The sequence below is a fragment of the Bacillus sp. FCW2 genome, from assembly GCF_021228595.1.
GTDB classification, from domain to species: domain Bacteria; phylum Bacillota; class Bacilli; order Bacillales; family Bacillaceae; genus Bacillus; species Bacillus velezensis.
The window spans coordinates 1,083,641-1,106,091 of the sequence record NZ_CP089436.1 but is presented as its reverse complement, the minus strand read 5'-3'; the positions used below and the strand labels follow the sequence as shown (position 1 = coordinate 1,106,091).

Genomic DNA, 22,451 nt, shown 5'->3' with positions numbered 1-22,451 from the left:
AAACACCTTCTTCTTTACAGAAAGAAGCCGCAGTGCGGGACTGCGGCGGCTTCCGTTATTTTTTCGGGCTGTCATCCATTTTAAGAACGGCCATAAACGCTTCCTGCGGCACTTCTACTGAGCCGACCTGCTTCATCCGGCGTTTTCCTTCTTTTTGTTTTTCAAGAAGCTTCCGTTTCCGCGAGATGTCTCCTCCGTAACATTTTGCAAGGACGTTTTTCCGCATGGCCTTAATGGTCGAGCGGGCCACGATTTTCTGTCCGATCGCTGCTTGAATCGGTACTTCAAAGTGCTGGCGCGGAATAAGCTCTTTCAGTTTTTCCACAATTACTTTTCCGCGTTCGTACGCGTAATCGCGATGCACGATAAATGACAGCGCGTCGATTTTTTCTCCGTTCAGCATAATGTCCATCTTGACAAGTTTAGACGGTTTGTAGCCGATCAGTTCGTAATCAAAGGACGCGTAGCCTTTTGTGCTTGATTTCAGCTGATCAAAAAACTCATAGACGATTTCCGCTAATGGCATGTCATAGACAATGCTGACACGATTTGCGTCTAAATATTGCATGTCGATAAAATTGCCGCGTTTTCCTTGGCAAAGCTCCATCACCGCACCGACATAATCGTTCGGCACCATCATTGTCGCTTTTACATACGGCTCCTCGATTCTTTCGATCTTTTGTGGGTCAGGCATGTTGGACGGGTTGTCGACAACAACCTTTTCGCCGTCTGTCATATACACATCATAGATAACACTCGGTGCCGTTGTGATCAGGTCGATTTTAAACTCACGCTCAATCCGCTCCTGAATGATTTCCATGTGAAGCATACCTAAAAATCCGCAGCGGAAACCGAATCCGAGCGCTTGGGATGTCTCTGCTTCATATTGAAGCGATGAGTCATTCAGTTCAAGCTTCTCAAGAGCTTCCCTTAAATCGTTGTATTTGGCCGTATCGATCGGATACAAACCGCAATACACCATCGGGTTCAGCTTACGATATCCAGGCAATGCTTCGGCAGCCTGATTGGCCGCGCTTGTTATCGTGTCACCGACGCGTGTGTCACCGACATTTTTGATCGCAGCAGTTAAAAAGCCGACATCGCCGACGGTCAGTTCATCTGTCGGAGTTGCTTTCGGCGTGAACACACCGACTTCTGTCACTTCAAACTCTTTTCCGGTTGCCATCATTTTAATTTTCTGGCCCGGTTTGACCGTTCCTTCTACGACTCTGATATACGCGACGACTCCGCGGTACGCGTCATAAAGCGAGTCAAAGATGAGCGCTTTCAGCGGAGCTTCCGGATCTCCCGCAGGAGCCGGCACTTTTTCTACGATCTGCTCTAAAATGTCTTCGATGCCGATGCCCGCTTTCGCTGAAGCGAGGACGGCGTCTGAAGCGTCAAGGCCGATAACGTCCTCAACCTCTTGACGCACACGTTCTGGCTCTGCGCTCGGAAGATCGATTTTATTAATGACAGGAAGAATCTCAAGATCATTATCAAGCGCCAGATAGACGTTCGCCAATGTCTGCGCTTCTATTCCCTGAGCCGCATCAACAACGAGAATCGCGCCTTCACAGGCAGCCAGGCTTCGCGATACTTCATATGTAAAGTCGACGTGTCCGGGCGTGTCGATGAGATGGAATATATATTCTTCTCCGTCTTTTGCTTTGTATTTCAGCTGAACGGAATTTAATTTGATGGTAATTCCCCGTTCGCGTTCAAGGTCCATTGAATCAAGCAATTGTTCTTTCATTTCCCGCTGGGTGATCGCCGATGTTTTTTCTAAAATCCGATCCGCCAAGGTCGATTTGCCGTGGTCTATGTGGGCGATGATGGAGAAATTCCGGATTCTTGACTGCCTCTCTAAACGCTTTTCTTTATCTGTCACAATCTATCACTCCTACTATTAAACGCAAAATACACTAGCTTAGATTATATCAATAGGATTGTAAACATTCAATTAAAACAAGAAAGAGAAAAGCTTCCTTTAAGGAATCATCCGCTTTTCTCTTCATCAATGCTAACGGTTCAGTTTCGAAACCCACTCATACATCGCCTGCGCCGAGTCCGTCACGGTATTTGAAAGGGTTTCTCCGGCTTTTGAAAACAGGTTGAAGGTTTCCGCCTGTTCCAGCTGTTTTTGTTTTTCTTCCAGATCTTTCGCCGTAACGGTTTGTCCCAAAATGGAAGCTTCTTTTTCCTGTCCTTCTCCGCCGCCGAGCGTGAATGCTCCTTTTAAGGAGGGATCTTTGTATCCTTTCATATCAAGCATTCCGCTGTTTGCCTGCTGCATGCCGAACAAAACGCCGAAAAACATGACAATGGCGATCAGCAGGCATTTGCCGGTAAAACGGATCATTTGAATCACCTGATTTCTATTGTTTTTTCTTCTCTCCTGATTGCGAACTGACCTTTTCTGCATCCCAGTACAGTTCGCTGAACACATCGGCCACGGCATCTGATGCGCGCCTCAGTTCTTCAAGATTGTTATCCACGCCCCCGAATTCCAGCAGAAGCGACCGATCGTTTAAATCTTGGTTGTATACTCCATTATCTCCCGGAGAGCCTTTTGATAAAACACCGACGCTTAAGCCGGGGTATTTTTTCTCCATCAGCTTATGAAGTTCACTTGCGAGTTTATAGTTTTCTTCAAAATTAGCGCTTTTTTTGCCGACGACGATGGCGACTCTGGCATAGCTTTTTCCTTTAATGTCGGCTGTCGTATTTTTCTTGCGGCGGGAATCCCGGTGAATGTCTATGGTATATTGCAGGTTTTTATTTTTGGCGAGCGCGCTTTTTACGACCGGCCTTGATTCGTCGTAGCTTCGCGCATAATTTAAGCCGTCTTTGTTCAGGCGGGCCTGAATGTCGGTTTTATCTACGGTCGCTCCTACACCTTGCGCTTCAAGCGCTTTTCCGAACATATCTCCGACAAGCGTGACATTGGCCTTCGAATGGCGGGCGTTATCCGGATTTGTTTCCCCCTTTAACAGAGGAAGATAGGATTCGGTATTATGAGTGTGGTAAATAAAAACGACTTTTTTGCTGCCTGTTGAATGTTTCGGCGGCGCCGTTTCCTCTTTTTTCGTTTTGTTTTCGATTTCTGCCAGGTTCACTTCTTTTTCTTTTTCCATCACCTTTGACGGCGGCGGAGATTCAGCCGGCATATTCGTATAATCCGTCCCCTGCCCCGCCAGAAGGATCTCCGTATCGTATTGGGCAAATCCCGGCAGCTCACGTCCCAAGAAACTCCGCGGGTCTTCCATATTAATGCTTGTCGCCAGTTTTAAGGAAAGCCGGGACAGCTGAAAAGAGTCTTTTTCAGGAAGCTCTGAGGCGAAATAATGATTTTCCATGCCGAGGAGGTGTGCAAACGCGTCACCCGGAAGTTCTCCGGCAATTCCGTGAAGAGAATCCGAAGAAAGCCTCAGTTCAGGGCGAAGCGATGTGAGCACACCCGATAATACGAAAATAACGATAAGGCTTGTCATAAACAAAAACATGCCCTTGAGCGCATTTCCACCGTTTACTGCAACGACAATTTGACGGTTTCTGCGTTTTTTTCTCATGATTTGAATCCCTCCAGCGCTTGTCTAGTAATTACTCTATGAACAAGCTAGAGGAGGTAGAACCATTTTAATGATTATAAGAACCTTTGTTATCTTGTGACACTTTTTCATGAAGGGCGGTGTTTAACCCGTTTGCAAGCACATTCGCCATATCATCAATAAAGGTGTCAATCTCCTTCGGCGTGACCATCAGATTATGGCCGAGCGGAGAAAGCACTTCGTGAATCAGCTGGCGTTTTTCGTTTTCGTCCAGCGTGCCGACAATACCGAGAAAGGATTGGCGTTCTTTTTCTCCGGGAAGGTCTTCGTCTGTCAGCACCTTCTTTTTGCCGAAGTTCATTCCGGCGGGCACCAGAGATCTTGACGGGCTGTCATCTTTCATCTCTCTGCCGAAATGTTTTAAAATATAATCCACCGTATCGCTTGCGATCGTAACCGCATCAACGACAGTCGGTACCCCGATTGCGATGACGGGAATGCCGAGCGTTTCCTTGCTTAATTCTTTTCTCTTATTGCCGACGCCTGATCCCGGGTGAATGCCCGTATCAGAAAATTGGATGGTCGTGTTCACCCTTTCAACGGCTCTTGCCGCAAGAGCGTCTACCGCGATCACAAAATCCGGCTTTGATTCTTTGATCACACCTTGAATAATATCGCTCGTTTCAATTCCCGTTAATCCCATCACACCGGGAGCAAGCGCGCTGACCGGCCTGTACCCTTCCTGCACATTTTCCGGCTGAAGCCTGAACAAATGCCTTGTCACGAGAAGGTTTTCGGTCACGAGAGGGCCGAGCGCATCCGGCGTCACATTCCAGTTGCCCAGACCGACGATCAAACAGCTTGCATCCTTTGGAATCTTTAATGCCGACAGATAGGCGGAAAATTCCTCGGCAAACACTTCCGTTACTTTTTCCTGCATCTCAGAGTCGTGTTCCCGAACCCCTTGAGCCTCGATCGTGACATAGCGTCCCTGCTTTTTCCCCGATAGCTCGGCGCCTTCTTTGGTAATATCGACGGTTCTGACTTTAATGCCGCCCTTGTCGCGTTCTTTTTCAATAAACCCGTTTATTTCTTTTTTCTGACCGGCTTGTCCGTCTTTTACCGCCTGTTTCGTTTCTACCGCTAAATCCGTTCGTATCAGAAATTGATTGACATCCAGTTCGTTGTTTTTCACAGGGAAGACCTCCTTCAATCATCGTGGTACATAGTGTGGCCATTTACAAAACGAATCATGCGAATTTACCCATCAACGAAAAATACTTTACATTTATATTGCAATCTAAAGTTCTGTTTGATAGAATACAATTTGTTCTATTGTGAAGAAGATTTAACCTTAAGACACTGTGCTACAGGTTGTATCTTAGGAGGTGAAACACATGCCAAACATTAAATCAGCGATTAAACGTACAAAAACAAACAACGAACGCCGCGCTCATAACGCGACAATCAAATCTGCTATGCGTACTGCAATCAAACAAGTTGAAGCTTCTGTTGCTAACAACGAAGCGGATAAAGCGAAAACTGCTCTTTCTGAAGCAGCGAAACGCATTGATAAAGCAGTGAAAACAGGTCTTGTACACAAAAATGCCGCAGCTCGATACAAATCTAGACTTGCGAAACAAGTGAACGGACTTTCTGCATAATACAAAAACGATCCCTGTAACGGGGATCGTTTTTTTCATTCAGTCCGGAGAAGCTCAAGGAGAAAGAGCTCCAGCAAGAGCTGCTTGTCCTTTTTCCCCGTTTTCATTTCATAATCCATCACTGCGAGTCTTTCTATAATACGCCGCAGCTCTTCTTCAGAAAAAAGCCTCGCCTGATCCATCGCCAGCTTTACCCGGAAGGGGTGCACCTTTAAGTTGGAAGCGATTTGCTTTTGGCCGTATCCTTGTCCCGCAAAATACTTCGTCTGCATAATCAGACGGAATTGGTTGGCGATCAGCGCCATAATTTTGATCGGTTCTTCGTTTTGTTTTAAAAGATCATAAAATATTTGAAGACTTTCCGTCCGTTTTCGGTTCACGATTTTGTTGATCAGCTCAAAAATATTCTGCTCCAAACTTCTTGCGACGAGCTCCCGGACATCTTCAAGTGTGATCTCATGTCTGTTACCGGTGTAGGCGGAGAGTTTTTGTATTTCCTGATATATGGAAGACAGATGGCCGTTTGCAAGCAGAACCAAATGCTCGGCAGCTTCTGTATCGATCATTTTATTTTCGGATTTCGCCAGATTAATCGTAAAATCAGTCGTCTCCTTTGCATTCAGCTCCTTAGCTTCAATCATAAGGGCTTTTTGCTTCAGCGCTTTCGTCAGCTTTTTCCGTTCGTCCAGCTTCTCATACGGAGCCACAATCACAAAGACCGTGTAAGGTGCAGGCTCCTTCAGATAAGTCTCCAGAGCGGCTGTATTATGCTCTATTTTTTCTTTCTTTTTTTCCCCTGTTAAAAAAGACGGATTTTTTACGATGACCAGCCGCTTCTCTCCCATAAACGGAAACGTTTCCGCATCGGTTACGGCCTGGTCAAGCGGATCTTCTTCAAGATCAAAAACAGACAGGTTAAAATCCTTTGTCTCCTCATCAACGACAGCTTGTCTGATCCGGCTGACAGTTTCTTGGAGCAGATACGTTTCTTTTCCGTATAAACAATAAACGGAGCGGACATCCCCTTTTTTCAGGGCTTTCCAAACATCAAATACCATGATCGTATGACTTCCTCTCTTTCTTGATCCCCTTCTATCCTAAATTGAGTTCGGCAAATAGTAAAGAGGAAGCTTTAAGGACAGCTTCCTCATTTATAATAAACGCCTGATTCACAAGCTCCCGGGTCTGCTTGTAAAAAGGCGATAATCACAAGAACAGAAAACGTTACCATCACTTCTAGATTTTTCAAAACAATTCCAGTATACTTAGGGAAGTCAGGAGGGATGAAATTGAATGATTTTGAAAAAAACGTTCAAAGCAAACGAAATGATGCTGTTGACTCAGCTGTCGGTTTTGTCGTGTCCTTCGGATTTTTCGCCTTTTTGTTCGTGATGGCAACAGCCATCCATCTTATCGGCTCTTAGCCGCATTCCGGGCTGCTGTCAATCGGCAGTCTTTTTTACTTCTTGCGCCCTGGTTTCTTCTATATCATATGGAGGGAAGACGGAAAACGTTCCGGCGCCTTTTTTAAATCTGTATTGAATCGTTCCGCTGATATCGGTGCGAAGCACATTGACAGAGTACGCCTTCAAACGATCCAGCACTTCTTCATGCGGATGATGGTATCGATTCTCTTTTCCTGCTGAAATCAGTGCCGCTTCCGGCTGAAGCTGTTTCAAAAAGGCTTCACTCGTTGAGCTTTTGCTGCCGTGATGACCCGCCTTCAATATATCAGCCTTCAGATTCGGATACGTTTTCAGCACTTCCGTTTCGCCGTCCGATTCTAAATCTCCCGTCAAAAGCCAGCTCACTCCGCTTAAAACCGTCCAAAGCACCAATGACGAATCATTTTTACTCCTTCCGTCAGACGACTCCGGAGACAGCACCTGAAACTGAAGATCACCGGCTGTAATGGTGTCGCCCCGCTTTGCTTCGGCAACGGGAATGTTGTTTTCTTTCGCCATATTTAATATGGTCTGATCTTTCGGTTCTTTTACGAATCCCACGGGGACAATTAACCGTTTGACTCTATGATTTTTGATTAACACTCCGGCTTCTCCGATGTGATCTTGATCCGCATGGGTTAAAATCAGTGCATCCAGCTTTTTCACCCCTTTTCCGTTTAAAAACGGAATCAAAACCTTCTCGCCGATAGAATACGGGTGGCGTTTTTCTTTCCATGATTCTCCAGCATAAGAAATCACTCCCCCTGTATCAACCATTACGGTCCCTTTGCGGTGCGGCGCGCTTATAAACAGTGAGTCTCCCTGCCCGATATCAAGCATATCCGCTTCTCCCCATGGACTGAAATACGGATGGCATATTAAATAAGCCAAAACCGCGCAGAAAAAAAGAGCCGATTTCCTGAGTTTTAAAAAACCTCCCTTTTCCAAAGCCGCAAATAGAGTAAAAACGGAAACCGCAAGCAGAAGAAGGGAAAGAAAGTCAGGCTTTGACACAATCATAGTAAATAAATCAACGGATGCCGCATATGTAATGAAATCATGTACAGGCTTCATCACAAGGTCGAACATATCAAACAAACATTCTCCCATCTGCCCTGAAAGTAAAAGAAGAAGGAAACCAATGACAGAAACCGGAATGACAAATAACGTATAAAATGGCACCATCACCATATTCATCGGAAAACTGACAAGTGAAATTTGCTGAAAATGATAGAGAAGAAACGGAAGTGAGCTGAGCTCCGCAATGAATGAAGCAATCGCAAGCCCGGCAAGTCTGCTTTTCCCTGCTTTCTTTAAAATGGAGGATGACAGAATTAAAGAGGCGCTTACCGCAAAGGAAAGCTGGAAGCCCGCCTGCCAAAGGAAGTAAGGATTAAACAGCAGGAGCAGCAGATAAGACAGGGACAATGCAGCGGAGGAATGAATGCCGCGTTTAACAAGAGTTCCGGCGATATAAAATCCCAGCATGAGGGATGCGCGCAATACGGATGGGGCGGCACCGCTCAGCAGCGTATACACCGGCAAAAACAACAGCAGCAAAATTCCCGCTTTTTCTCTTGTCAGCCCGATTCTGATCAGAGCATAAAATAATCCCGCCGTAATAAGACCGACATGCATTCCGGAAATCGCCATTAAATGAACGACTCCCAAATTTTGATATGCACTCAGTATATCGTCCTCTATAGAAAATCTTTCACCTAAGGTCAGCGCTTCAACAATTCCGGCGGAAGATTCAGGCACGTGATTCCGAATGATCGAAATCAAATTTTTTCTGATGTTCAGCAGTTTAAACAGCGGCTGTTTGGATTTTTCACACTGCTGAATGGAAGTCACGGAAAATAACCAGTGAATCTGCTGAGAGTAAAGATATTCCTTATAATCAAAACCTCCGGGAACCGTCGCATGTGCAGGCTGCTCCAGAGAACCTGTAAACGTGCAGCGCATCCCCGGTTCAAGCTGTTCAATGAGTCTCTTTTCCTCAAGAGACCGGATTTTGTACGAAGCCGTCCATTTTTCCTTGTCATGTGTACGGATAACGGCTGACATTTTCGCTCCGTCAACCTTCGGAATGTTAGTGATGACGGCCTGTTCAGTATAACTGCCGGCCTGATACCGCGTTACATTCGCAGCGTCACAAACCGTATAAAGAAAGAAATAAAGACAAAAAGAAACGAGGCAGACAATAACCGGAGCATGCTGCTTTGTTTTTACAATAATAAAGAGAAGATACAGAAGAAAAAGGAGCAGAACCCAGAAGACATGAGCGGCGGCAATTCCCGCAGTTGCAGAAACCGCCGCCAGAGGCAGAAGAAGGTATTTATATTTCATTTATACGTAACTGGTAAACAGCTCATTGGCCTGTTCATGAATTTTTTTCAGTTCATCTGCCTTAACCCCCGCATCAGATAATTGCTGAATCAGACCTGCTACAAAAGACAATTTTTCGCGGTTTTTCAGATCGATGATCATTTCATCAAGTTCGACCTGCTCCACCTTGACTCCGGCTTGGCTGAACAGCTCTTTTGCATAAGGCTGTGTTTTGTAATCTTCGGCATAATAAACCGTTTTGATACCTGCCTGAATAATTGATTTACAGCATTGAATACAAGGATAATGCGTCACATAAATTTCGGCGCCCTCCGTCGGAACACCGAACTTAGAACATTGCAGAATCGCATTCATCTCTGCATGTATGGTCCGCTGGCAATGATTATCTATTAAAAGGCATCCTTCATCAGCGCAATGGACGCCTCCGGCAATTGAGCCGTTGTATCCGCCGGCGATCATCCGCTTGTCTCTGACTACGGTTGCCCCGACTGACAGTCTCGGACATGTGCTTCTCAGCGCCAGCAAATGGCTTTGCGCCATAAAATATTGATTCCATGAGATTCGTTCCACAAGTGTTCCCTCCAAAAAGTCTTGTTGCTTTTCTAAGTTTACATAGATTTAAGCAAAACCGTCAATTCACTTTACCGTAATGGAAGTTTTTATCCGCTCAAATGACTTTTCTCCAAAGCCTGATACATTCATCAAATCTTCAGCAGTCTGAAACCGTCCGTTTTCTTCTCGGTAGGCGATAATCGCTTCCGCTTTTTTCTGCCCCACCCCGGAAACCGCCTGAAGTTCGTCCAGAGATGCCGTATTGATATTGACAGCTGCATTCTCCTTTTCACCCGCTGTTGTTTTCGGGCGATTCTCCTCTTCGCCTTCACTCGGAATATAAACAATCGTCCCGTCCTGCAGCTGCTCTGCTAAATTAACATTCAATTCATCCGCCTTTTTCTTCAGGCCGCCGGCTTTTTCAATGGCTTGCGTCACTCTGTCTCCCGCTTCCATTTCATACACGCCGGGATTTCGGACCGCGCCTTTCACATCAATCATAATCTTATCGTCTGCGGTGTCTTTTTTGTCCGCGACGGATGCTGAGGCTGTTTGGCCGAGCACGGACTGCTGTTTGACCGGCTCTTCCTTTTCAGAACGAAACAGCCAAATACAGATAAAAACCGCTCCTGCAGCAAGACAAGCGCCCAGAATTTTCAGGTTCCGCCGCAGCCGCTCCGTCATCATCGCTTTCGTCATATTGCATTGCCTCCCCGCATAAGGTTTAGAGGATTAAGAGAAAAAGGAGGGGAATTCATTGAAAATAGGCTTTATCGGCACCGGAAACATGGGAACGATCCTGATTGAATCGTTTATCGAATCAAACGCTGCCGATCCCTCACATATCACCATCACAAACAGAACAATCGAAAAAGCATTAAAACTAAAAGAACGTTTCAGCGGCATCCATGTCACCGAGGATCAGGAAAAGCTCGTACAGGAAAATGAAATAATATTCATTTGTGTAAAACCGCTGGATATATATCCTTTGCTGAAGAAACTCACACCGCATTTACGGAAAGATCACATTTTAATCTCCATTACCAGTCCCGTTCAGACGGATCAGATTGAACATACGGTTCCGTGTCAGACGGTCCGCGTCATTCCGAGCATTACGAACCGCGCCTTGGCCGGCGTCTCGCTTGTTACGTTCGGCAAAAGCTGCAGCGAGTCTGCAAAAGCGGATATTCAAACGCTGTTCACTCATATCTCAAAACCTGTAGAAATCAGCAGCGGCATTACAAGAGCGGCGTCAGACATTGTCAGCTGCGGGCCCGCTTTTATGAGTTATCTCGTTCAGCGCTTTATTGACGCGGCAGTGGAAGAAACGGACATCACCAAAGAAGAAGCAGTAATTATGTCGACGGAAATGCTTGTCGGTCTCGGAAAGCTTCTTGAAACAGGGCATTACACGCTTCCCGCCTTGCAGGAAAAAGTATGCGTAAAAGGCGGCGTCACCGGAGAAGGACTGAAGGCTCTCGAAAGCGGTGTTCAGGATATGTTCAACCGTGTCTTTCAGCGTACACATGACAAATACGATGAAGATATATCGTTAGTGAAGAAGCAATTTCACGTGTAACTGAGTATGCCATAAAGTGCTTTACCGCGCCAATCGAAAAAAATGCATTTTAAAAACCATCGTTCCGTTTAAACGATGGTTTTTGGTTTGCCTGCCGTGAAGAAAAGACGTTCAGACTCTGTTGAAGGAGGCCGGTCTGTAAAATCAGCCGTCACCTTCTTCAGTTCAAATCCGGTCTCTGCAAGCATTTGTTCATATTCTTCAATGTAAAATGTTTTTTGCTCATGCGTCTCGTCATAGCGGTCATAAGATTGTCCGTTCCATACGAAAAAGGACATATCATGGATGACAGAAAGCTCTTCATCGCCGGCAAAGCTTTGCCAGATATAGCTGATCTGCTCATCCTGATCCGCATGGGTGCTGTCCGGAAAAAGCTCCGTCATTTTAAATGGGGAATGGACGTCAAACAGAAGCAGGCCGCCCTCCTTCAAAACTTGAAAAACACTTTTGAAGGTGCTTAAGACATCATTTTTCGTTTTTAAGTAATTTAGGGAATCACAGCAGATGACTACAGCATCAAACTGTTCTTCAAAACCGGAAAGCTCTCTCATATCCTGCTGGAGAAAAAGAATCGGCTTTCCCGTTTTTTTCTGCTGGGCACAGCTCAGCATATCTTCACTCAAATCAATCCCCGTGACTTCGCAGCCTTTTTCAGCAAGCCTGATGGATATTTCTCCGGTTCCGCAGGCAAGATCAAGCACCCTTCCCTTTTCCGGAAGAGACGCTTCGATCCAGCCCGCCCATTCATCATACGGCGCATGTGACATTAACTCGTCATATACGCCGGCGAAGCCTTGGTAAATCATGAGTTCAAGCCGAGCTCAAGCTCTGCGAGCGGCGCGTCGCCCCATAGCTTTTCAAGATTGTAGTAGCTTCTTTCATCTTTATGGAAAACGTGGACAATTACGTCGCCGAGATCAACTAAAATCCAGCGGGCCTCATCAAACCCTTCCATCTTTTTGACATCAATGCCGTTTTCTTCTGCCTGATCTTTAATTTCACGCGCAATTGCCTGAACCTGCTTATCAGAATTCCCGTGGCAGATTAAAAAGTAATCCGCTATAAGTGAGATTCCTTCCATGTCCAGCGCTAAAATATCTTCTGCACGTTTATCGTCGCATGCTTTTGCCGCGATTTTTAATACGGAAGCTTGATTCATTCTTCAAATTCCTCCTGTCAATTTTGAGACACCAGCCAGTTATAGGTTGCAAACGTCTCCGGAAAGACCGGCTGGTTTTTTTTCATCAGAAATATCATTGTATTTTTCATTGCTTGTATGAGCGCTTCGTTCAGATCCGTTTCCGCCAGACGGCGCACCTCTTCCACTCCGGGAAAATGGCGGCCGGGTTCAATGTAATCCGCAACGTAAATGACTTTGTCTAAAAGGGTCATTCCGGGACGCCCTGACGTGTGATAGCGGATTGCATCCAAGATCTCAGGATCAGTGATCCCCGCTTCTTTCTCAGCCAGATACGCTCCCACAGGGGCATGCCACAGCTCGGCATTGTAATCCAAGAGCTCAGCCGGCATTTTTTCCCGCACGATGATCTGCTTCATTTCTTCTTTCGGCCGGAATTTCGCATAATCATGAAAAATAGCCGCCATTTCCGCTTTTTTCGGGTCTGCTCCGAACCGGCCTGCGAGAATAACCGCCGTATCTGTCACGCCGATTGTGTGGATGTAGCGATGCTCGGTCAGCTGCTCTTTGACGCAGGCAAGTGCTTCCTCACGATTCATATAAATCATTCTCCTCTATATACTGCCTCACTTTATCCGGCATTAAGTATTGCGTCGGCTTTTTTGCTTTGAGACGTTCTCTCAGCATCGTTGACGAAACGTCAAATTCCGGAACGTCGGCAAAAAGCAGCGGGTACGGGGTCTCAATATGATACCCCGGGCGCCGCACTCCGATAAATTGAATGAGCGTGAGCAGTTCGTCCAGTTTATACCATTTCGGCAGATATTCAATCATATCCGCCCCGATAATAAAGAAAAGCTTGTCGTTCGGGTGCCGCTCCTTCAGCAAACGGACGGTATCATAGGTATAAGAAGGGCCTTTCCGGTCCATTTCCGCAAGCTCAAGCTTAAAGCCGGAATTAGAGCTGATGGCAAGCTTCAGCATCTCCACCCGGTGCCGGCTGTCTGTAAAGTCTCCATTCTGCTTATGCGGAGGGATTTTATTTGGCATAAACCAAATCTCATCGAGCTCCGCCTGATGAAGGACTTCATTAGCCATCAGAAGATGTCCGTTGTGCGGAGGGTCAAATGTGCCCCCGAATATTCCGATTTTCTTCATGTCAACCACCTTACGGAAGCTCGATTTGTTTATTTTCCTTTGATTCCTTATACAATACGATAGTATTTCCGATCGTCTGCACCAATTGTGAGCGGCTGCCTTTCACAAGGGCTTCTGCGACATCATTTTTATCGTCTTCGCAGTTTTGAAGCACGCTGACTTTAATCAGCTCTCTTGCTTCTAAAGCCTCGGCAATCTGTTTTACCATGTTTTCGTTGACTCCGCCTTTTCCCACTTGAAAAATAGGCGTTAAGTGATGCGCTTTTGAACGCAAAAACCGTTTTTGTTTTCCTGTTAACATTGTGTTCCTCCTAGTTTTCCTTCAACAATCGCTCTCATTAAGCCGCTGTCAGGCTCTTGTTCCGTCCACAGCTTGAAAGACAGTGCGGCCTGTTCCACAAACATGCCGACACCGTCAAGGGTTGTTAAACCTCTTTTTTCAGCTTCTTTTAAGAACGCCGTTTGAATCGGGTTGTATACGATATCACAAACGATGGCGCCCGTTTTGGCCCGTTCCAATGAGAGCGGCACGGCATCCGTTTTCGGATACATGCCGACAGATGTTGTATGAATAATGACGTCATATTGTTCAAGCTGATTTTCAGCTTCTTTTAAAGTAAGGGCGCGTTTCTGCTGAAAAGAGGGAGCAGCCGCAATCAGACTTTCTGCTTTTTCCGGCGTGCGGTTGCAAACGTCAAATTGTTTCGGCTCTCTGCGGACGATCGTCGTAAAAATCGCTCTTGCCGCTCCTCCCGCCCCAATCATGAGGATGGAGAGCTCTGATATCGGTTTGTCCAATACTTTGACTAAGGATTTATAAAACCCATCTCCGTCAGTATTATACCCGATGAGCCTGTCTCCCTCTCTTTTGACGGTATTTACGGCCCCAAGTACTTTCGCGCTTTCATGTATTTCATCCAGATGCTCCATGATCGCGACTTTATGCGGGACTGTGACGTTCACTCCGCAGATGCCAAGCGCCTTGATTCCGTTAACGGCGTCCTTGAGATGATGGGGTTCCACTTGAAACGCAAAATACTGCCCGTTGATGTTTTTATCTTGCAAAGCCGCGTTATGAATATCGGGTGACATTGAATGCCCGATCGGATTTCCGATTACTCCGTACAATTGTTTCATGCTCCCTCTCCCCTTCTCTCTATATTAATGAACGGCGGACAAATACGTGTACGCCTTTCGGAGCGTATGCCGTTATTTTTTTATCTGCTTGCTGCACCGTGACCCAGCCGAGACCGGAAAAAACGATATCCGTCTTTCCTTCTTTAATCGTAAACGTGTGGGGCGTAAGCTCCGGAAATTCATCCAAATGATCTTTTCCGGGCGGGGTAAGCAGTTCTCCCGCATGCTTTTCGTATAAGGCATCAGCATTTTCAAGCTTTGTTCTGTGAATCATCAATTCATTCGGCATATAGCAGACAAACGCCGTTTTATCGCCTGATACATAGTCAAACCGGGCAAGCCCGCCGAAATAAAGCGTTTGTTTTTCATTCAGCTGAAAAGTGCGCGGCTTCAGTTCTTTTTTCGGTGTCAGCACCTTTAAGTCACGCTTGTCCACGTAATGCGCCATCTGGTGATGGTTAATGATTCCCGGCGTATCATAAAGCGCAGATCCGTCATCAAGCGGGATTTCAATCGCGTCAAGTGTCGTGCCCGGAAATTGAGAGGTGGTAATAATATTCTCTTCCCCTGAAACCTCTTTAATAATCCGGTTGATAAATGTGGATTTGCCGACATTGGTACAGCCCACCACATACACATCGCGGCCTTCGCGGTAATGTTCAATGGCGTCAATGACTTCTTTCATCCCTTGTCCGCGGGAAGCGCTGATTAAAAAGACATCAAGGGGTTTTAAGCCGTATTCTTTCGCTTCGCGTTTCATCCATTGAACGAGGCGTTCCCGTTTTACGGATTTCGGCAGGATATCGGCCTTATTACCGACAAGAATAATCGGATTACCGCCGACAAAGCGGTTCAGCCCGTTTATCCAGCTTCCGTTAAAATCAAAAATATCAACGACTTTGACAATAAGAGAGTCAGTATCGCCGATTGTGTGCAAGATATTTAAAAAGTCATCATCCGTTAATGAAACATCTTGAATTTCATTGTAATTTTTCAGTCTGAAACAGCGCTGGCAGATGACATTCTCTTTCGTGAGCGATGCCTTTGGCGCGTATCCGAGACCTTGTTTATCCTCGGTCTGGATCGCTACTCCGCAGCCGATGCAAACAACCTTTTCCATTTCTAATCCTCCCACTGAATATGGCCTTTACGTTTCAAAGAACTCAATATTCTCCGTTCAATCCGGCGGTTAAAGCGCGTCATGACTCCGTCAGAGGAAGCGACAGGCACGACGAGGATCGTATGATACCCGTTTCTGTTTCCGCCGAGAACATCAGTAAGCAGCTGATCGCCGATGACCACACAGTCTTCTTTTTTCAGATCCATGCTGCTGACGGCTCTTTTAAAGGCGCGTCCCATCGGTTTTCTTGCCTTATAAATAAACGGTATGCCAAGCGGCTCCGAGAATAATTTCACTCTTCGTTCATTATTATTGGAGACGATCGTGACTTTAATGCCGTGCTCCTTCATTTCTTCAAACCACTCGATCAATCGAGGTGTCGCACTCGGTCTGTCCCACTCCACAAGCGTGTTGTCAAGGTCTGTAATAATCCCTTTCACATTGCGTTCTTTGAGCTTTTCCGGTGTGATATGAAATATATTTTTCACAAATTCGTCAGGTAAAAAAAACTTTTTTAACAAAACCCGCACCCTTCCTTTTCTTTCTATCATCTATATGTCGAAACCTGTCAGATTAAAAACAAAGTCGGACTCAGTAAAAAAATTTCGACAAAAATTGGGTTTCTTCACCAGTTGTGGATAAAATTACACACATTATCCACTCTTATTACATCCGGATTTATCCAGATTATAAACAAGATACTAACAAGTTATCCACTTACGAGTGTGGATAACAGAACGATTGTTCTTATTTGTATTTCATGGTAGATTAAAGATAACCTCACCATGATTGAAACGCAACCTTCCATCATATGCTTGCGTCTGATGATTGATTACAATTGTAAGGAGGTGCCACTCCCATTAATTGGGTCCCCGGCATGAGAAAGCTTTCTGATGAATTACTAATAGAATCTTATTTCAAAGCCACTGAAATGAATTTGAGCCGTGAATTTATCGAGTTAATTGAAAACGAAATCAAAAGAAGATCGCTCGGACACATTATTTCCGTTTCCTCTTAAACAGAAAAAAATTTCCGGGCGAATTTCCTTTTTTTACTCAGATGACTGATATTATATCACTTCGGTTATACGCATTACTACCACTTTCAACAAAAAACACCCCTAAAATAGAGGTGTTTAAGAGGACGGCTGCTATATATTGAACCAATACAGACCGCCCAGGACGAGAATGACGACGAGCAGCACAACAAAAAATGCGTACCAGTACCCCGCATTCACCCGAGGAGGCGGGCATACAGGATGTTGCGGAGGGAAACCGCGTTTCATAGCAATCGCCTCCAAAAAGATGTTTTTTCTACAGCCTATGAAGCAGAAGCAAAACGGTTTAGGCAGCTGACGGCGTCAGCGTTCCAAAACCCGCCCATTTTTTATGCCTTCAATTAAGATTCTGGCGCCTTTTGGCGTCATATGATTTCCGGAGGGATCTATCAGTCCGGATTGGATCAGCGCCCGGTCTGTATCTTTGCCGCCGTCCGCGCGTATAAAGTGTTTCCAGTTATCCACCAGCGGCACTTTCAACTCAGCTGCAACCTGCCTCGTAACGCCGTTATAGGAATTATGCCATTTTCTCGCGCCGCCTTTTTCTTTAAAGGCTGAGGCTTTATATCTCGAATAGTAATAGAGATGATGCGTTCCGTTTCCTTCTATAACCGGGATGCACGTCATTAAAATCGGCTTTATGCCGTGATTTCTGCTTTCGTTTATGAAATAAGTCAGGTTTTCTTTAAACCGTTTCTTTGATACCCGCGGCTGATCGCCCGTCAAAATGCCCGCATCATTTGTTCCGAACATGATAAATAAATATTGGGGCTTACGGTTCAGCACGTCGCTTTGAAAGCGCAGGCGCGCATCCTCAGTCGTCTGGCCGCCTATTCCCGCATTTATAACCGTAAGACGGCCGCGTTCCGCTGTTTTTAACATGTTTACCCACTGCTGCGCCTTCGGATAATCACGATAATCCCAGTTGGAACCGCGCGTATTGCTGTCGCCGAACGCGACAACACTTTTCTCTTTGCCCGCGGCGCATCCTGATAACAGACAGATTATCGTAATAAAAAGAACAGCAAACTTCATTTTCTCTCCCCCCAAACCTTACCTCCTATGGTACACATCTCTTTGGCGGCTTTCAACGCGGCGCTCTCTTTACTGGATATGAAAAGGGCCGGAATCCTGTCCGATCAAATCCGAAACCTTAACAAACGTGTAGCCCTGCTTTTTCAGCTTGGGAATGATTTCTTTCAAAGCCTCAACCGTCTGGCGCCGGTTTCCTCCGCCGTCATGCAGAAGAACGATATCTCCATCTCTGGCATGTGAAACAACGTGCCTGACGATTTTTCCTTTCCCGGGCCTTTTCCAGTCCCTCGGATCTTGGTTCCATGACCACATGATGATATGATAGCCCTCTTTTAAGATGCTTTTGAAAGCCGTATGATTCAGCGACCCTCCCGGCGGGCGGAATAACTTGTCCCCTTCCGGCTGCAGCGATGTGATATGATGCGCTGAGCTGTGAAGCTCTTGTAAAATGTCTTTGCGTTTCAGACGGTGAAAATAAACATGGTTCATCGTATGGTTGCCGATTTCATGCCCTTCCTCAACGATGCGTTTTGCCGTTATGGGGTATTTGTCTATACGGCTCCCGACACAAAAAAAGGTTGCTTTCACATTGTACTGTTTCAGCACGTCTAACACAGCCTCCGTATAGACAGGATGGGGGCCGTCATCGAAGGTTAAAGATAGTTTCTTTTTTTCAGACCTTATATCCCAGTACACGTTTCCCGTCTTCTCCATGTCACTTCTTTTTAAAGATTTCGCATCGGCGGACACGGCAGTGAGACTCGTGAGGACGCATATCATGATGATCAGATGAAAGCATCTCAACGTTTACACCTCCAGTAAACACTACTGTTAACGTGTCCCCTTTTATAAAAAATCATTCTCTGCATCAAATGATGCACATCACCCGCTTCCCGCTTGTTTTTGTCCAAATCCGGGTGCAGCCGTTTCTCATCAAACGGCAAATGCTGATAAATCAAATACGCTTATCGGACAGCTTATTTTAATAGAAGGAGATAGATTTGTGCTGTATACTATTTGAAAAGAGGTGAACGTGCAGATGATAAAAAAGGGATTCAGTCTTGCCGTCATCATTGCTGTCGTGATGATCGGCTTTATGCAAAAAGACGTCTGGCTCAGCATGATTCGCGCGGGCGGCATGTACGCCGTGCTTATGAGTATCCTTCTGGTCGCAGCTGACGTATTTTTTCCGATCGTTCCATTCGCCATTATCGCGGCCTTAAACGGAGCGGTTTTCGGGATTGTAAACGGGGTGTGGATTACATTGTCAGGCGCAATGCTCGGAACAATGGCATTGTTTTTTCTCGTCCGGTACGGATTCAGAGACTGGGCCAGAAAAAAGCTGCTGGCTTACCCGGCCGCGGCCCAATATGAAGATTCATTTCATCAGCACGCGTTTACGGCGGTGCTTTTCGGACGGCTGATTCCGATTATACCGTCGCTTGCCATGAATACCGTCTGCGGGCTGAGTCATATCCGATGGCCGATCTTTTTTTCTGCGTCGGTGCTCGGCAAAATTCCGAACATTGTGATCGTGACCGTCGCAGGCGCTTCATTTACAAGCAACAAACTGCTGTCTTTCGGGATTTACGGAATGTATATGCTCGTCTTAATGGCGGTCATTTATAAGAAGTTTCCCGGCCTTTTAAAAACAACGAAAAAATGAAGCGCGTACCGCCCCCTATTCCGGCGGTACGGCTCCTCTCATTCTGAGAACTTTTCCGTTACATTCTGAACCGATCACTCCATGTTTTTCTTTCTGTAAAATGACAGAGCCGCTTTATTGCCCCCGAAACTCTCAGGTGATATTCCGAAACACCCTTCGCTCTGAAAAGCTGACGAAAAACGAATCCTCACGAAATGAAACGGCCGTCTCTTTATGTTTGTTTACATTGATCCGCTTGAAATACATCAGGAGTCCTCCTTTTTGCGGCCGCAAATAAGAACGAGCATAAAACGGCTGCCAACGCCAGCATAACAGCAGCGCCTGCGATGACGATGCCGCGGACGGACGAACTGACAGAAGCCGCTCCGAAAACCGCCGTTACCACTATAATGAAGACAGCTTCGACTAATGAATAAAAGCTCCCCACTCTCCCCATGATGTCCACCGGAACATTCTTTTGATAAAACGTCAGAAAGCCTGTATTGGCAAACGCCAGAAAAAAAGCGAGAAGGAAAAATCCGAAAGCAGCCGTCCAAAAAACGTCAGAAAACGCATAAATCATATATCCGGCCGCTGTGAATAAAGAGCCCATTCCCATCAATAAAGAAGCCGGCATTTTTTTATTAAAGAACACATTGACAAGCGCCCCCGCAATAATGCCTGCCCCTGAGACACTGACGAGAAAACCGTAATCGGCATCAGTCAGCTGAAGAACCTCTTTTGCAAAAGCGGCTTCAAGCGAATCAAGCGCGGATGGCATAACGGTCATGACCAGACTGAATAAAAAATAAATGATCATGACGTTTCGCGCCGTTCGGCTGAAGCGATAGACGAGCTTCCAATCTTCTTTGTACACTGCCAAAGAAAGCTTCTGTCTGGGAGAATGTACGTGAGGCTCATTTTCAAGGTTCGGCAGCATCATCGTGATGAACCCGGACAGCACTAAAGCCGCCGCATTCACCCAAATCGCAAAAATCGGCGTGCCGGCGATAAAAAGCAGCCCGGCCGCAGCCGGACCGAGGAGAAAAGCCCCTGATTCCGACAAAGCCCTTAGTGAATTGAATCGTTTTCTCCTTTCAGCCGGGATAAGCATCGTCACATACGCCATGGAACACGGACGAAACATCGCATTGGCCATTTGAATCAAAAATACAATACAATAAACGGAAAATAAAGACCGTGCAGTAAACATCAGCGGCAGAACGGCAATGAATGCAGCCCGGATGAAATCAAGCGACATCATCATATTCCGTTTGTTGCACCGGTCGATGATGCTGCCCGCCCACCCATTTGTCATCAAAACAGCCGCAGGCCTGATTAAATAAAGGATGGAAACCGCAAAAGCAGACCCCGTTTCTTTTAAGACAATAAGATTAAGAGACAAAAAATAAATCCATTCACCAATATTTGCTATCCCGATTCCGGTTAACAGAAACATCGGGTACCGCCAAGACTTCAGGTTTTTCATCTTATCCCTCCCTTAGAAATAAAAAACGCCCTCAAGACAATAAAGTCTTGAGGACGGGAAACAGCCCGCTATGCCACCTCAATTCGGTTTGGTGCCGGCCATGCCGGGTACAAAGCTTACTCGGTAACAGGAGTATCCGCCGCATCATCCTCGTGTTGCATGATTCCGATGCGAAGCTAAGAGGTTTGTTTCAACACATCCATTCATACTCCTTCACAGCTCCCGGAGCTCTCTGTCATGAATGATATCTGTCTACTCGTCTCTTCAGCGCTTTTCGGTTATATTGTTTTTACCCTTACTTTTTTTAACAATATACAGGCTCAATCAGCAAAAATCAAGAGGCTGTGAGAAATAAAACCCGATTTTGATTAATTTCCCTGTACAGACACAAACAGCCCTACCGACACATACAGTTACATATAGGCGATTGCCTACATAACTTTGTGGAGGTGAGGACGGTGACAGGTGTTTTTGCAGCGCTCGGGTTTATTGTGAAAGAACTTGTGTTTTTAGTATCATACGTGAAAAATAATGCCTTTCCACAACCGCTCTCAAATAATGAGGAGAAAAAATACTTAGACCTTATGGCTGAAGGAGATGAACACGCCCGCAACATGCTGATCGAACATAATCTCCGTTTAGTCGCCCATATTGTGAAAAAATTCGAAAACACGGGAGAGGACGCAGAAGATCTGATCTCCATCGGTACAATCGGGCTGATCAAAGGAATTGAAAGCTATTCAGCCGGAAAAGGCACGAAGCTTGCCACATATGCCGCACGATGTATTGAAAATGAGATTTTAATGCACCTGCGCGCATTGAAAAAAACGAAAAAAGACGTCTCCCTTCATGATCCGATCGGCCAGGATAAAGAAGGGAATGAAATAAGCCTGATCGATGTCCTCAAGTCGGAAAGCGAGGATGTGATCGACACCATTCAGCTCAACATGGAACTTGAAAAGGTCAAAAAATATATCGACATTTTAGACGACCGCGAAAAAGAAGTCATCGTCGGCCGCTTCGGGCTTGATCTAAAAAAAGAAAAAACGCAGCGCGAAATCGCAAAGGAGCTCGGCATTTCAAGGAGTTATGTGTCGCGGATTGAAAAACGCGCATTGATGAAGATGTTTCATGAGTTTTACCGGGCGGAGAAGGAGAAGCGGAAGAAGTCGAAGGGAAAGTGAGCGAAAAGCCGGATCTGACATCCCGGCTTTTTCTGCATTTTAGGACATCGCTCTTCAAGTATAACTTCAGGATTTAAAAATAAAACATAACAAATGAATAGAATTGGTACAATCGTTAACCTTTTTAATAATTTTTTATTGATATTTAACCCCTTCAACACAGCCCTCCCTTTTTACCAATCCATTTCATTTGGGCTACACCCCCATCATTGAATGTATTTCCTATGAAAAATGATTTTGAACCTCGTAGGAATCCTTACATAACAGGGTTTTTGTTGTTTTTTCATTGTTTATCAAGACCTAAAGCAAAAGAACTTGCTATTTCTCAAATACATCCACCAAATGTTC

Annotated in this window: 25 protein-coding genes and 2 pseudogenes; 6 read left to right on the top strand and 21 right to left on the bottom strand. The window is 45.7% G+C overall.

The features are described 5' to 3' along the window. Positions 1-55 precede the first annotated feature (55 nt). From lepA to gpr, 4 genes are all read right to left on the bottom strand, one after another. Positions 56-1,891: a translation elongation factor 4 gene (gene lepA / locus K3G25_RS05560; RefSeq protein WP_014418416.1), complete on the bottom strand. Its 1,836-nt coding sequence runs from the start codon at positions 1,889-1,891 to the stop codon at positions 56-58. A gap of 132 nt (positions 1,892-2,023) precedes the next feature. Continuing rightward, on the bottom strand, positions 2,024-2,362 hold the full coding sequence (locus tag K3G25_RS05555; RefSeq protein ID WP_007408270.1) for a YqxA family protein: 339 nt from the start codon (positions 2,360-2,362) through the stop codon (positions 2,024-2,026). A 16-nt stretch (positions 2,363-2,378) separates the two neighbouring features. Continuing rightward, complete coding sequence (spoIIP, locus tag K3G25_RS05550) at positions 2,379-3,572, bottom strand: stage II sporulation protein P (protein WP_007612673.1); 1,194 nt, start codon at positions 3,570-3,572, stop codon at positions 2,379-2,381. 67 nt (positions 3,573-3,639) lie between these two features. Continuing rightward, positions 3,640-4,746, bottom strand: coding sequence for a GPR endopeptidase (gpr, locus tag K3G25_RS05545; RefSeq protein ID WP_014418417.1), 1,107 nt, complete (start codon positions 4,744-4,746; stop codon positions 3,640-3,642). Positions 4,747-4,948: 202 nt separating this feature from the next. On the opposite strand from gpr, the gene rpsT reads away from it, so the two are divergent. Beyond that, on the top strand, positions 4,949-5,215 hold the full coding sequence (gene rpsT / locus K3G25_RS05540; protein WP_003152876.1) for a 30S ribosomal protein S20: 267 nt from the start codon (positions 4,949-4,951) through the stop codon (positions 5,213-5,215). On the opposite strand, the pseudogene holA reads toward rpsT, so the two are convergent. Then, positions 5,178-6,273, bottom strand: a pseudogene (gene holA / locus K3G25_RS05535) (DNA polymerase III subunit delta). The gene rpsT and the pseudogene holA sit on opposite strands and share 38 nt — an antisense overlap. A gap of 39 nt (positions 6,274-6,312) precedes the next feature. Further along, a pseudogene (locus tag K3G25_RS05530) lies at positions 6,313-6,464 on the bottom strand (hypothetical protein). A gap of 40 nt (positions 6,465-6,504) precedes the next feature. On the opposite strand from K3G25_RS05530, the gene K3G25_RS05525 reads away from it, so the two are divergent. Next, on the top strand, positions 6,505-6,639 hold the full coding sequence (locus K3G25_RS05525) for a YqzM family protein (RefSeq protein ID WP_003152870.1): 135 nt from the start codon (positions 6,505-6,507) through the stop codon (positions 6,637-6,639). A gap of 18 nt (positions 6,640-6,657) precedes the next feature. On the opposite strand, the gene K3G25_RS05520 is transcribed toward K3G25_RS05525, so the two are convergent. From K3G25_RS05520 to K3G25_RS05510, 3 genes are all read right to left on the bottom strand, one after another. Continuing rightward, entirely contained in the window at positions 6,658-9,009 is a 2,352-nt protein-coding gene (locus K3G25_RS05520) for a DNA internalization-related competence protein ComEC/Rec2 (RefSeq protein ID WP_232489624.1), read from the bottom strand. Then, the gene (locus K3G25_RS05515; RefSeq protein ID WP_003152868.1) at positions 9,010-9,579 is read right to left on the bottom strand and encodes a ComE operon protein 2; all 570 of its coding nucleotides are present in this window, start codon (positions 9,577-9,579) and stop codon (positions 9,010-9,012) included. Positions 9,580-9,645: 66 nt separating this feature from the next. Continuing rightward, a complete protein-coding gene (locus K3G25_RS05510; protein ID WP_014418419.1) occupies positions 9,646-10,260 on the bottom strand; it encodes a helix-hairpin-helix domain-containing protein in 615 nt (204 codons plus the stop codon). Between the two features lie 58 nt (positions 10,261-10,318). On the opposite strand from K3G25_RS05510, the gene comER reads away from it, so the two are divergent. Beyond that, entirely contained in the window at positions 10,319-11,140 is an 822-nt protein-coding gene (gene comER, locus K3G25_RS05505; protein ID WP_232489623.1) for a late competence protein ComER, read from the top strand. A 68-nt stretch (positions 11,141-11,208) separates the two neighbouring features. On the opposite strand, the gene K3G25_RS05500 is transcribed toward comER, so the two are convergent. The 8 genes from K3G25_RS05500 to K3G25_RS05465 are packed head-to-tail and all read right to left on the bottom strand — an operon-like array spanning position 11,209 to position 16,214. Then, entirely contained in the window at positions 11,209-11,946 is a 738-nt protein-coding gene (locus tag K3G25_RS05500) for a class I SAM-dependent DNA methyltransferase (RefSeq protein WP_015417856.1), read from the bottom strand. Continuing rightward, on the bottom strand, positions 11,943-12,299 hold the full coding sequence (gene rsfS / locus K3G25_RS05495; RefSeq protein WP_007408260.1) for a ribosome silencing factor: 357 nt from the start codon (positions 12,297-12,299) through the stop codon (positions 11,943-11,945). Before rsfS ends, K3G25_RS05500 begins: the two co-directional genes overlap by 4 nt. 17 nt (positions 12,300-12,316) lie before the next feature. After that, positions 12,317-12,877, bottom strand: a complete 561-nt coding sequence (yqeK, locus tag K3G25_RS05490; RefSeq protein ID WP_014418422.1) for a bis(5'-nucleosyl)-tetraphosphatase (symmetrical) YqeK — start codon at positions 12,875-12,877, stop codon at positions 12,317-12,319. Next, complete coding sequence (locus tag K3G25_RS05485) at positions 12,867-13,436, bottom strand: nicotinate-nucleotide adenylyltransferase (RefSeq protein ID WP_017418182.1); 570 nt, start codon at positions 13,434-13,436, stop codon at positions 12,867-12,869. The genes yqeK and K3G25_RS05485 overlap by 11 nt, the downstream gene beginning before the upstream one ends. Positions 13,437-13,446: 10 nt before the next feature. Continuing rightward, positions 13,447-13,737 (bottom strand): ribosome assembly RNA-binding protein YhbY, encoded by a 291-nt coding sequence (gene yhbY / locus K3G25_RS05480; RefSeq protein WP_003152858.1) that lies wholly within the window; start codon positions 13,735-13,737, stop codon positions 13,447-13,449. Continuing rightward, positions 13,731-14,573, bottom strand: a complete 843-nt coding sequence (gene aroE / locus K3G25_RS05475) for a shikimate dehydrogenase (RefSeq protein ID WP_003152856.1) — start codon at positions 14,571-14,573, stop codon at positions 13,731-13,733. The genes yhbY and aroE overlap by 7 nt, the downstream gene beginning before the upstream one ends. A gap of 19 nt (positions 14,574-14,592) precedes the next feature. Then, a complete protein-coding gene (gene yqeH, locus K3G25_RS05470) occupies positions 14,593-15,693 on the bottom strand; it encodes a ribosome biogenesis GTPase YqeH (protein ID WP_014418423.1) in 1,101 nt (366 codons plus the stop codon). Between the two features lie 2 nt (positions 15,694-15,695). After that, on the bottom strand, positions 15,696-16,214 hold the full coding sequence (locus K3G25_RS05465; protein WP_007408254.1) for a YqeG family HAD IIIA-type phosphatase: 519 nt from the start codon (positions 16,212-16,214) through the stop codon (positions 15,696-15,698). Positions 16,215-16,570: 356 nt separating this feature from the next. Between K3G25_RS05465 and K3G25_RS05460 the strand changes: the two genes are divergently transcribed. Further along, positions 16,571-16,711, top strand: coding sequence for a sporulation histidine kinase inhibitor Sda (locus K3G25_RS05460; RefSeq protein ID WP_014418425.1), 141 nt, complete (start codon positions 16,571-16,573; stop codon positions 16,709-16,711). Positions 16,712-16,843: 132 nt separating this feature from the next. Here the strand turns inward: K3G25_RS05460 and K3G25_RS20720 are convergent, their stop codons facing one another. The 3 genes from K3G25_RS20720 to K3G25_RS05450 all read right to left on the bottom strand — a co-directional run bounded on the left by K3G25_RS20720 (position 16,844) and on the right by K3G25_RS05450 (position 18,589). After that, the gene (locus tag K3G25_RS20720; RefSeq protein WP_260564654.1) at positions 16,844-16,978 is read right to left on the bottom strand and encodes a hypothetical protein; all 135 of its coding nucleotides are present in this window, start codon (positions 16,976-16,978) and stop codon (positions 16,844-16,846) included. 75 nt (positions 16,979-17,053) lie between these two features. Further along, complete coding sequence (locus tag K3G25_RS05455) at positions 17,054-17,785, bottom strand: SGNH/GDSL hydrolase family protein (protein ID WP_014418426.1); 732 nt, start codon at positions 17,783-17,785, stop codon at positions 17,054-17,056. A gap of 69 nt (positions 17,786-17,854) precedes the next feature. Continuing rightward, positions 17,855-18,589: a polysaccharide deacetylase family protein gene (locus K3G25_RS05450; protein WP_014418427.1), complete on the bottom strand. Its 735-nt coding sequence runs from the start codon at positions 18,587-18,589 to the stop codon at positions 17,855-17,857. Between the two features lie 235 nt (positions 18,590-18,824). On the opposite strand from K3G25_RS05450, the gene K3G25_RS05445 reads away from it, so the two are divergent. Then, entirely contained in the window at positions 18,825-19,451 is a 627-nt protein-coding gene (locus tag K3G25_RS05445) for a TVP38/TMEM64 family protein (RefSeq protein ID WP_014418428.1), read from the top strand. A 211-nt stretch (positions 19,452-19,662) separates the two neighbouring features. Here the strand turns inward: K3G25_RS05445 and K3G25_RS05440 are convergent, their stop codons facing one another. Further along, positions 19,663-20,919, bottom strand: coding sequence for an MFS transporter (locus K3G25_RS05440; RefSeq protein WP_014418429.1), 1,257 nt, complete (start codon positions 20,917-20,919; stop codon positions 19,663-19,665). Positions 20,920-21,377: 458 nt separating this feature from the next. On the opposite strand from K3G25_RS05440, the gene sigK reads away from it, so the two are divergent. Then, positions 21,378-22,103 (top strand): RNA polymerase sporulation sigma factor SigK, encoded by a 726-nt coding sequence (gene sigK / locus K3G25_RS05435; RefSeq protein ID WP_014418430.1) that lies wholly within the window; start codon positions 21,378-21,380, stop codon positions 22,101-22,103. Positions 22,104-22,451: the final 348 nt, after the last annotated feature.

Bases quoted from the DNA above. Each gene is read 5' to 3' on its own strand.
- K3G25_RS05555 (WP_007408270.1), bottom strand. From the start codon at position 2,362: ATGATCCGTTTTACCGGCAAATGCCTGCTGATCGCCATTGTCATGTTT.
- K3G25_RS05440 (WP_014418429.1), bottom strand. From the start codon at position 20,919: ATGAAAAACCTGAAGTCTTGGCGGTACCCGATGTTTCTGTTAACCGGA.
- spoIIP (WP_007612673.1), bottom strand. From the start codon at position 3,572: ATGAGAAAAAAACGCAGAAACCGTCAAATTGTCGTTGCAGTAAACGGT.
- K3G25_RS20720 (WP_260564654.1), bottom strand. From the start codon at position 16,978: ATGAAACGCGGTTTCCCTCCGCAACATCCTGTATGCCCGCCTCCTCGG.
- K3G25_RS05510 (WP_014418419.1), bottom strand. From the start codon at position 10,260: ATGACGAAAGCGATGATGACGGAGCGGCTGCGGCGGAACCTGAAAATT.
- yqeK (WP_014418422.1), bottom strand. From the start codon at position 12,877: ATGAATCGTGAGGAAGCACTTGCCTGCGTCAAAGAGCAGCTGACCGAG.
- K3G25_RS05445 (WP_014418428.1), top strand. From the start codon at position 18,825: ATGATAAAAAAGGGATTCAGTCTTGCCGTCATCATTGCTGTCGTGATG.
- yqeH (WP_014418423.1), bottom strand. From the start codon at position 15,693: ATGGAAAAGGTTGTTTGCATCGGCTGCGGAGTAGCGATCCAGACCGAG.
- K3G25_RS05455 (WP_014418426.1), bottom strand. From the start codon at position 17,785: ATGAAGTTTGCTGTTCTTTTTATTACGATAATCTGTCTGTTATCAGGA.
- K3G25_RS05500 (WP_015417856.1), bottom strand. From the start codon at position 11,946: ATGATTTACCAAGGCTTCGCCGGCGTATATGACGAGTTAATGTCACAT.
- rpsT (WP_003152876.1), top strand. From the start codon at position 4,949: ATGCCAAACATTAAATCAGCGATTAAACGTACAAAAACAAACAACGAA.
- rsfS (WP_007408260.1), bottom strand. From the start codon at position 12,299: ATGAATCAAGCTTCCGTATTAAAAATCGCGGCAAAAGCATGCGACGAT.
- K3G25_RS05460 (WP_014418425.1), top strand. From the start codon at position 16,571: ATGAGAAAGCTTTCTGATGAATTACTAATAGAATCTTATTTCAAAGCC.
- K3G25_RS05485 (WP_017418182.1), bottom strand. From the start codon at position 13,436: ATGAAGAAAATCGGAATATTCGGGGGCACATTTGACCCTCCGCACAAC.
- yhbY (WP_003152858.1), bottom strand. From the start codon at position 13,737: ATGTTAACAGGAAAACAAAAACGGTTTTTGCGTTCAAAAGCGCATCAC.
- K3G25_RS05520 (WP_232489624.1), bottom strand. From the start codon at position 9,009: ATGAAATATAAATACCTTCTTCTGCCTCTGGCGGCGGTTTCTGCAACT.
- aroE (WP_003152856.1), bottom strand. From the start codon at position 14,573: ATGAAACAATTGTACGGAGTAATCGGAAATCCGATCGGGCATTCAATG.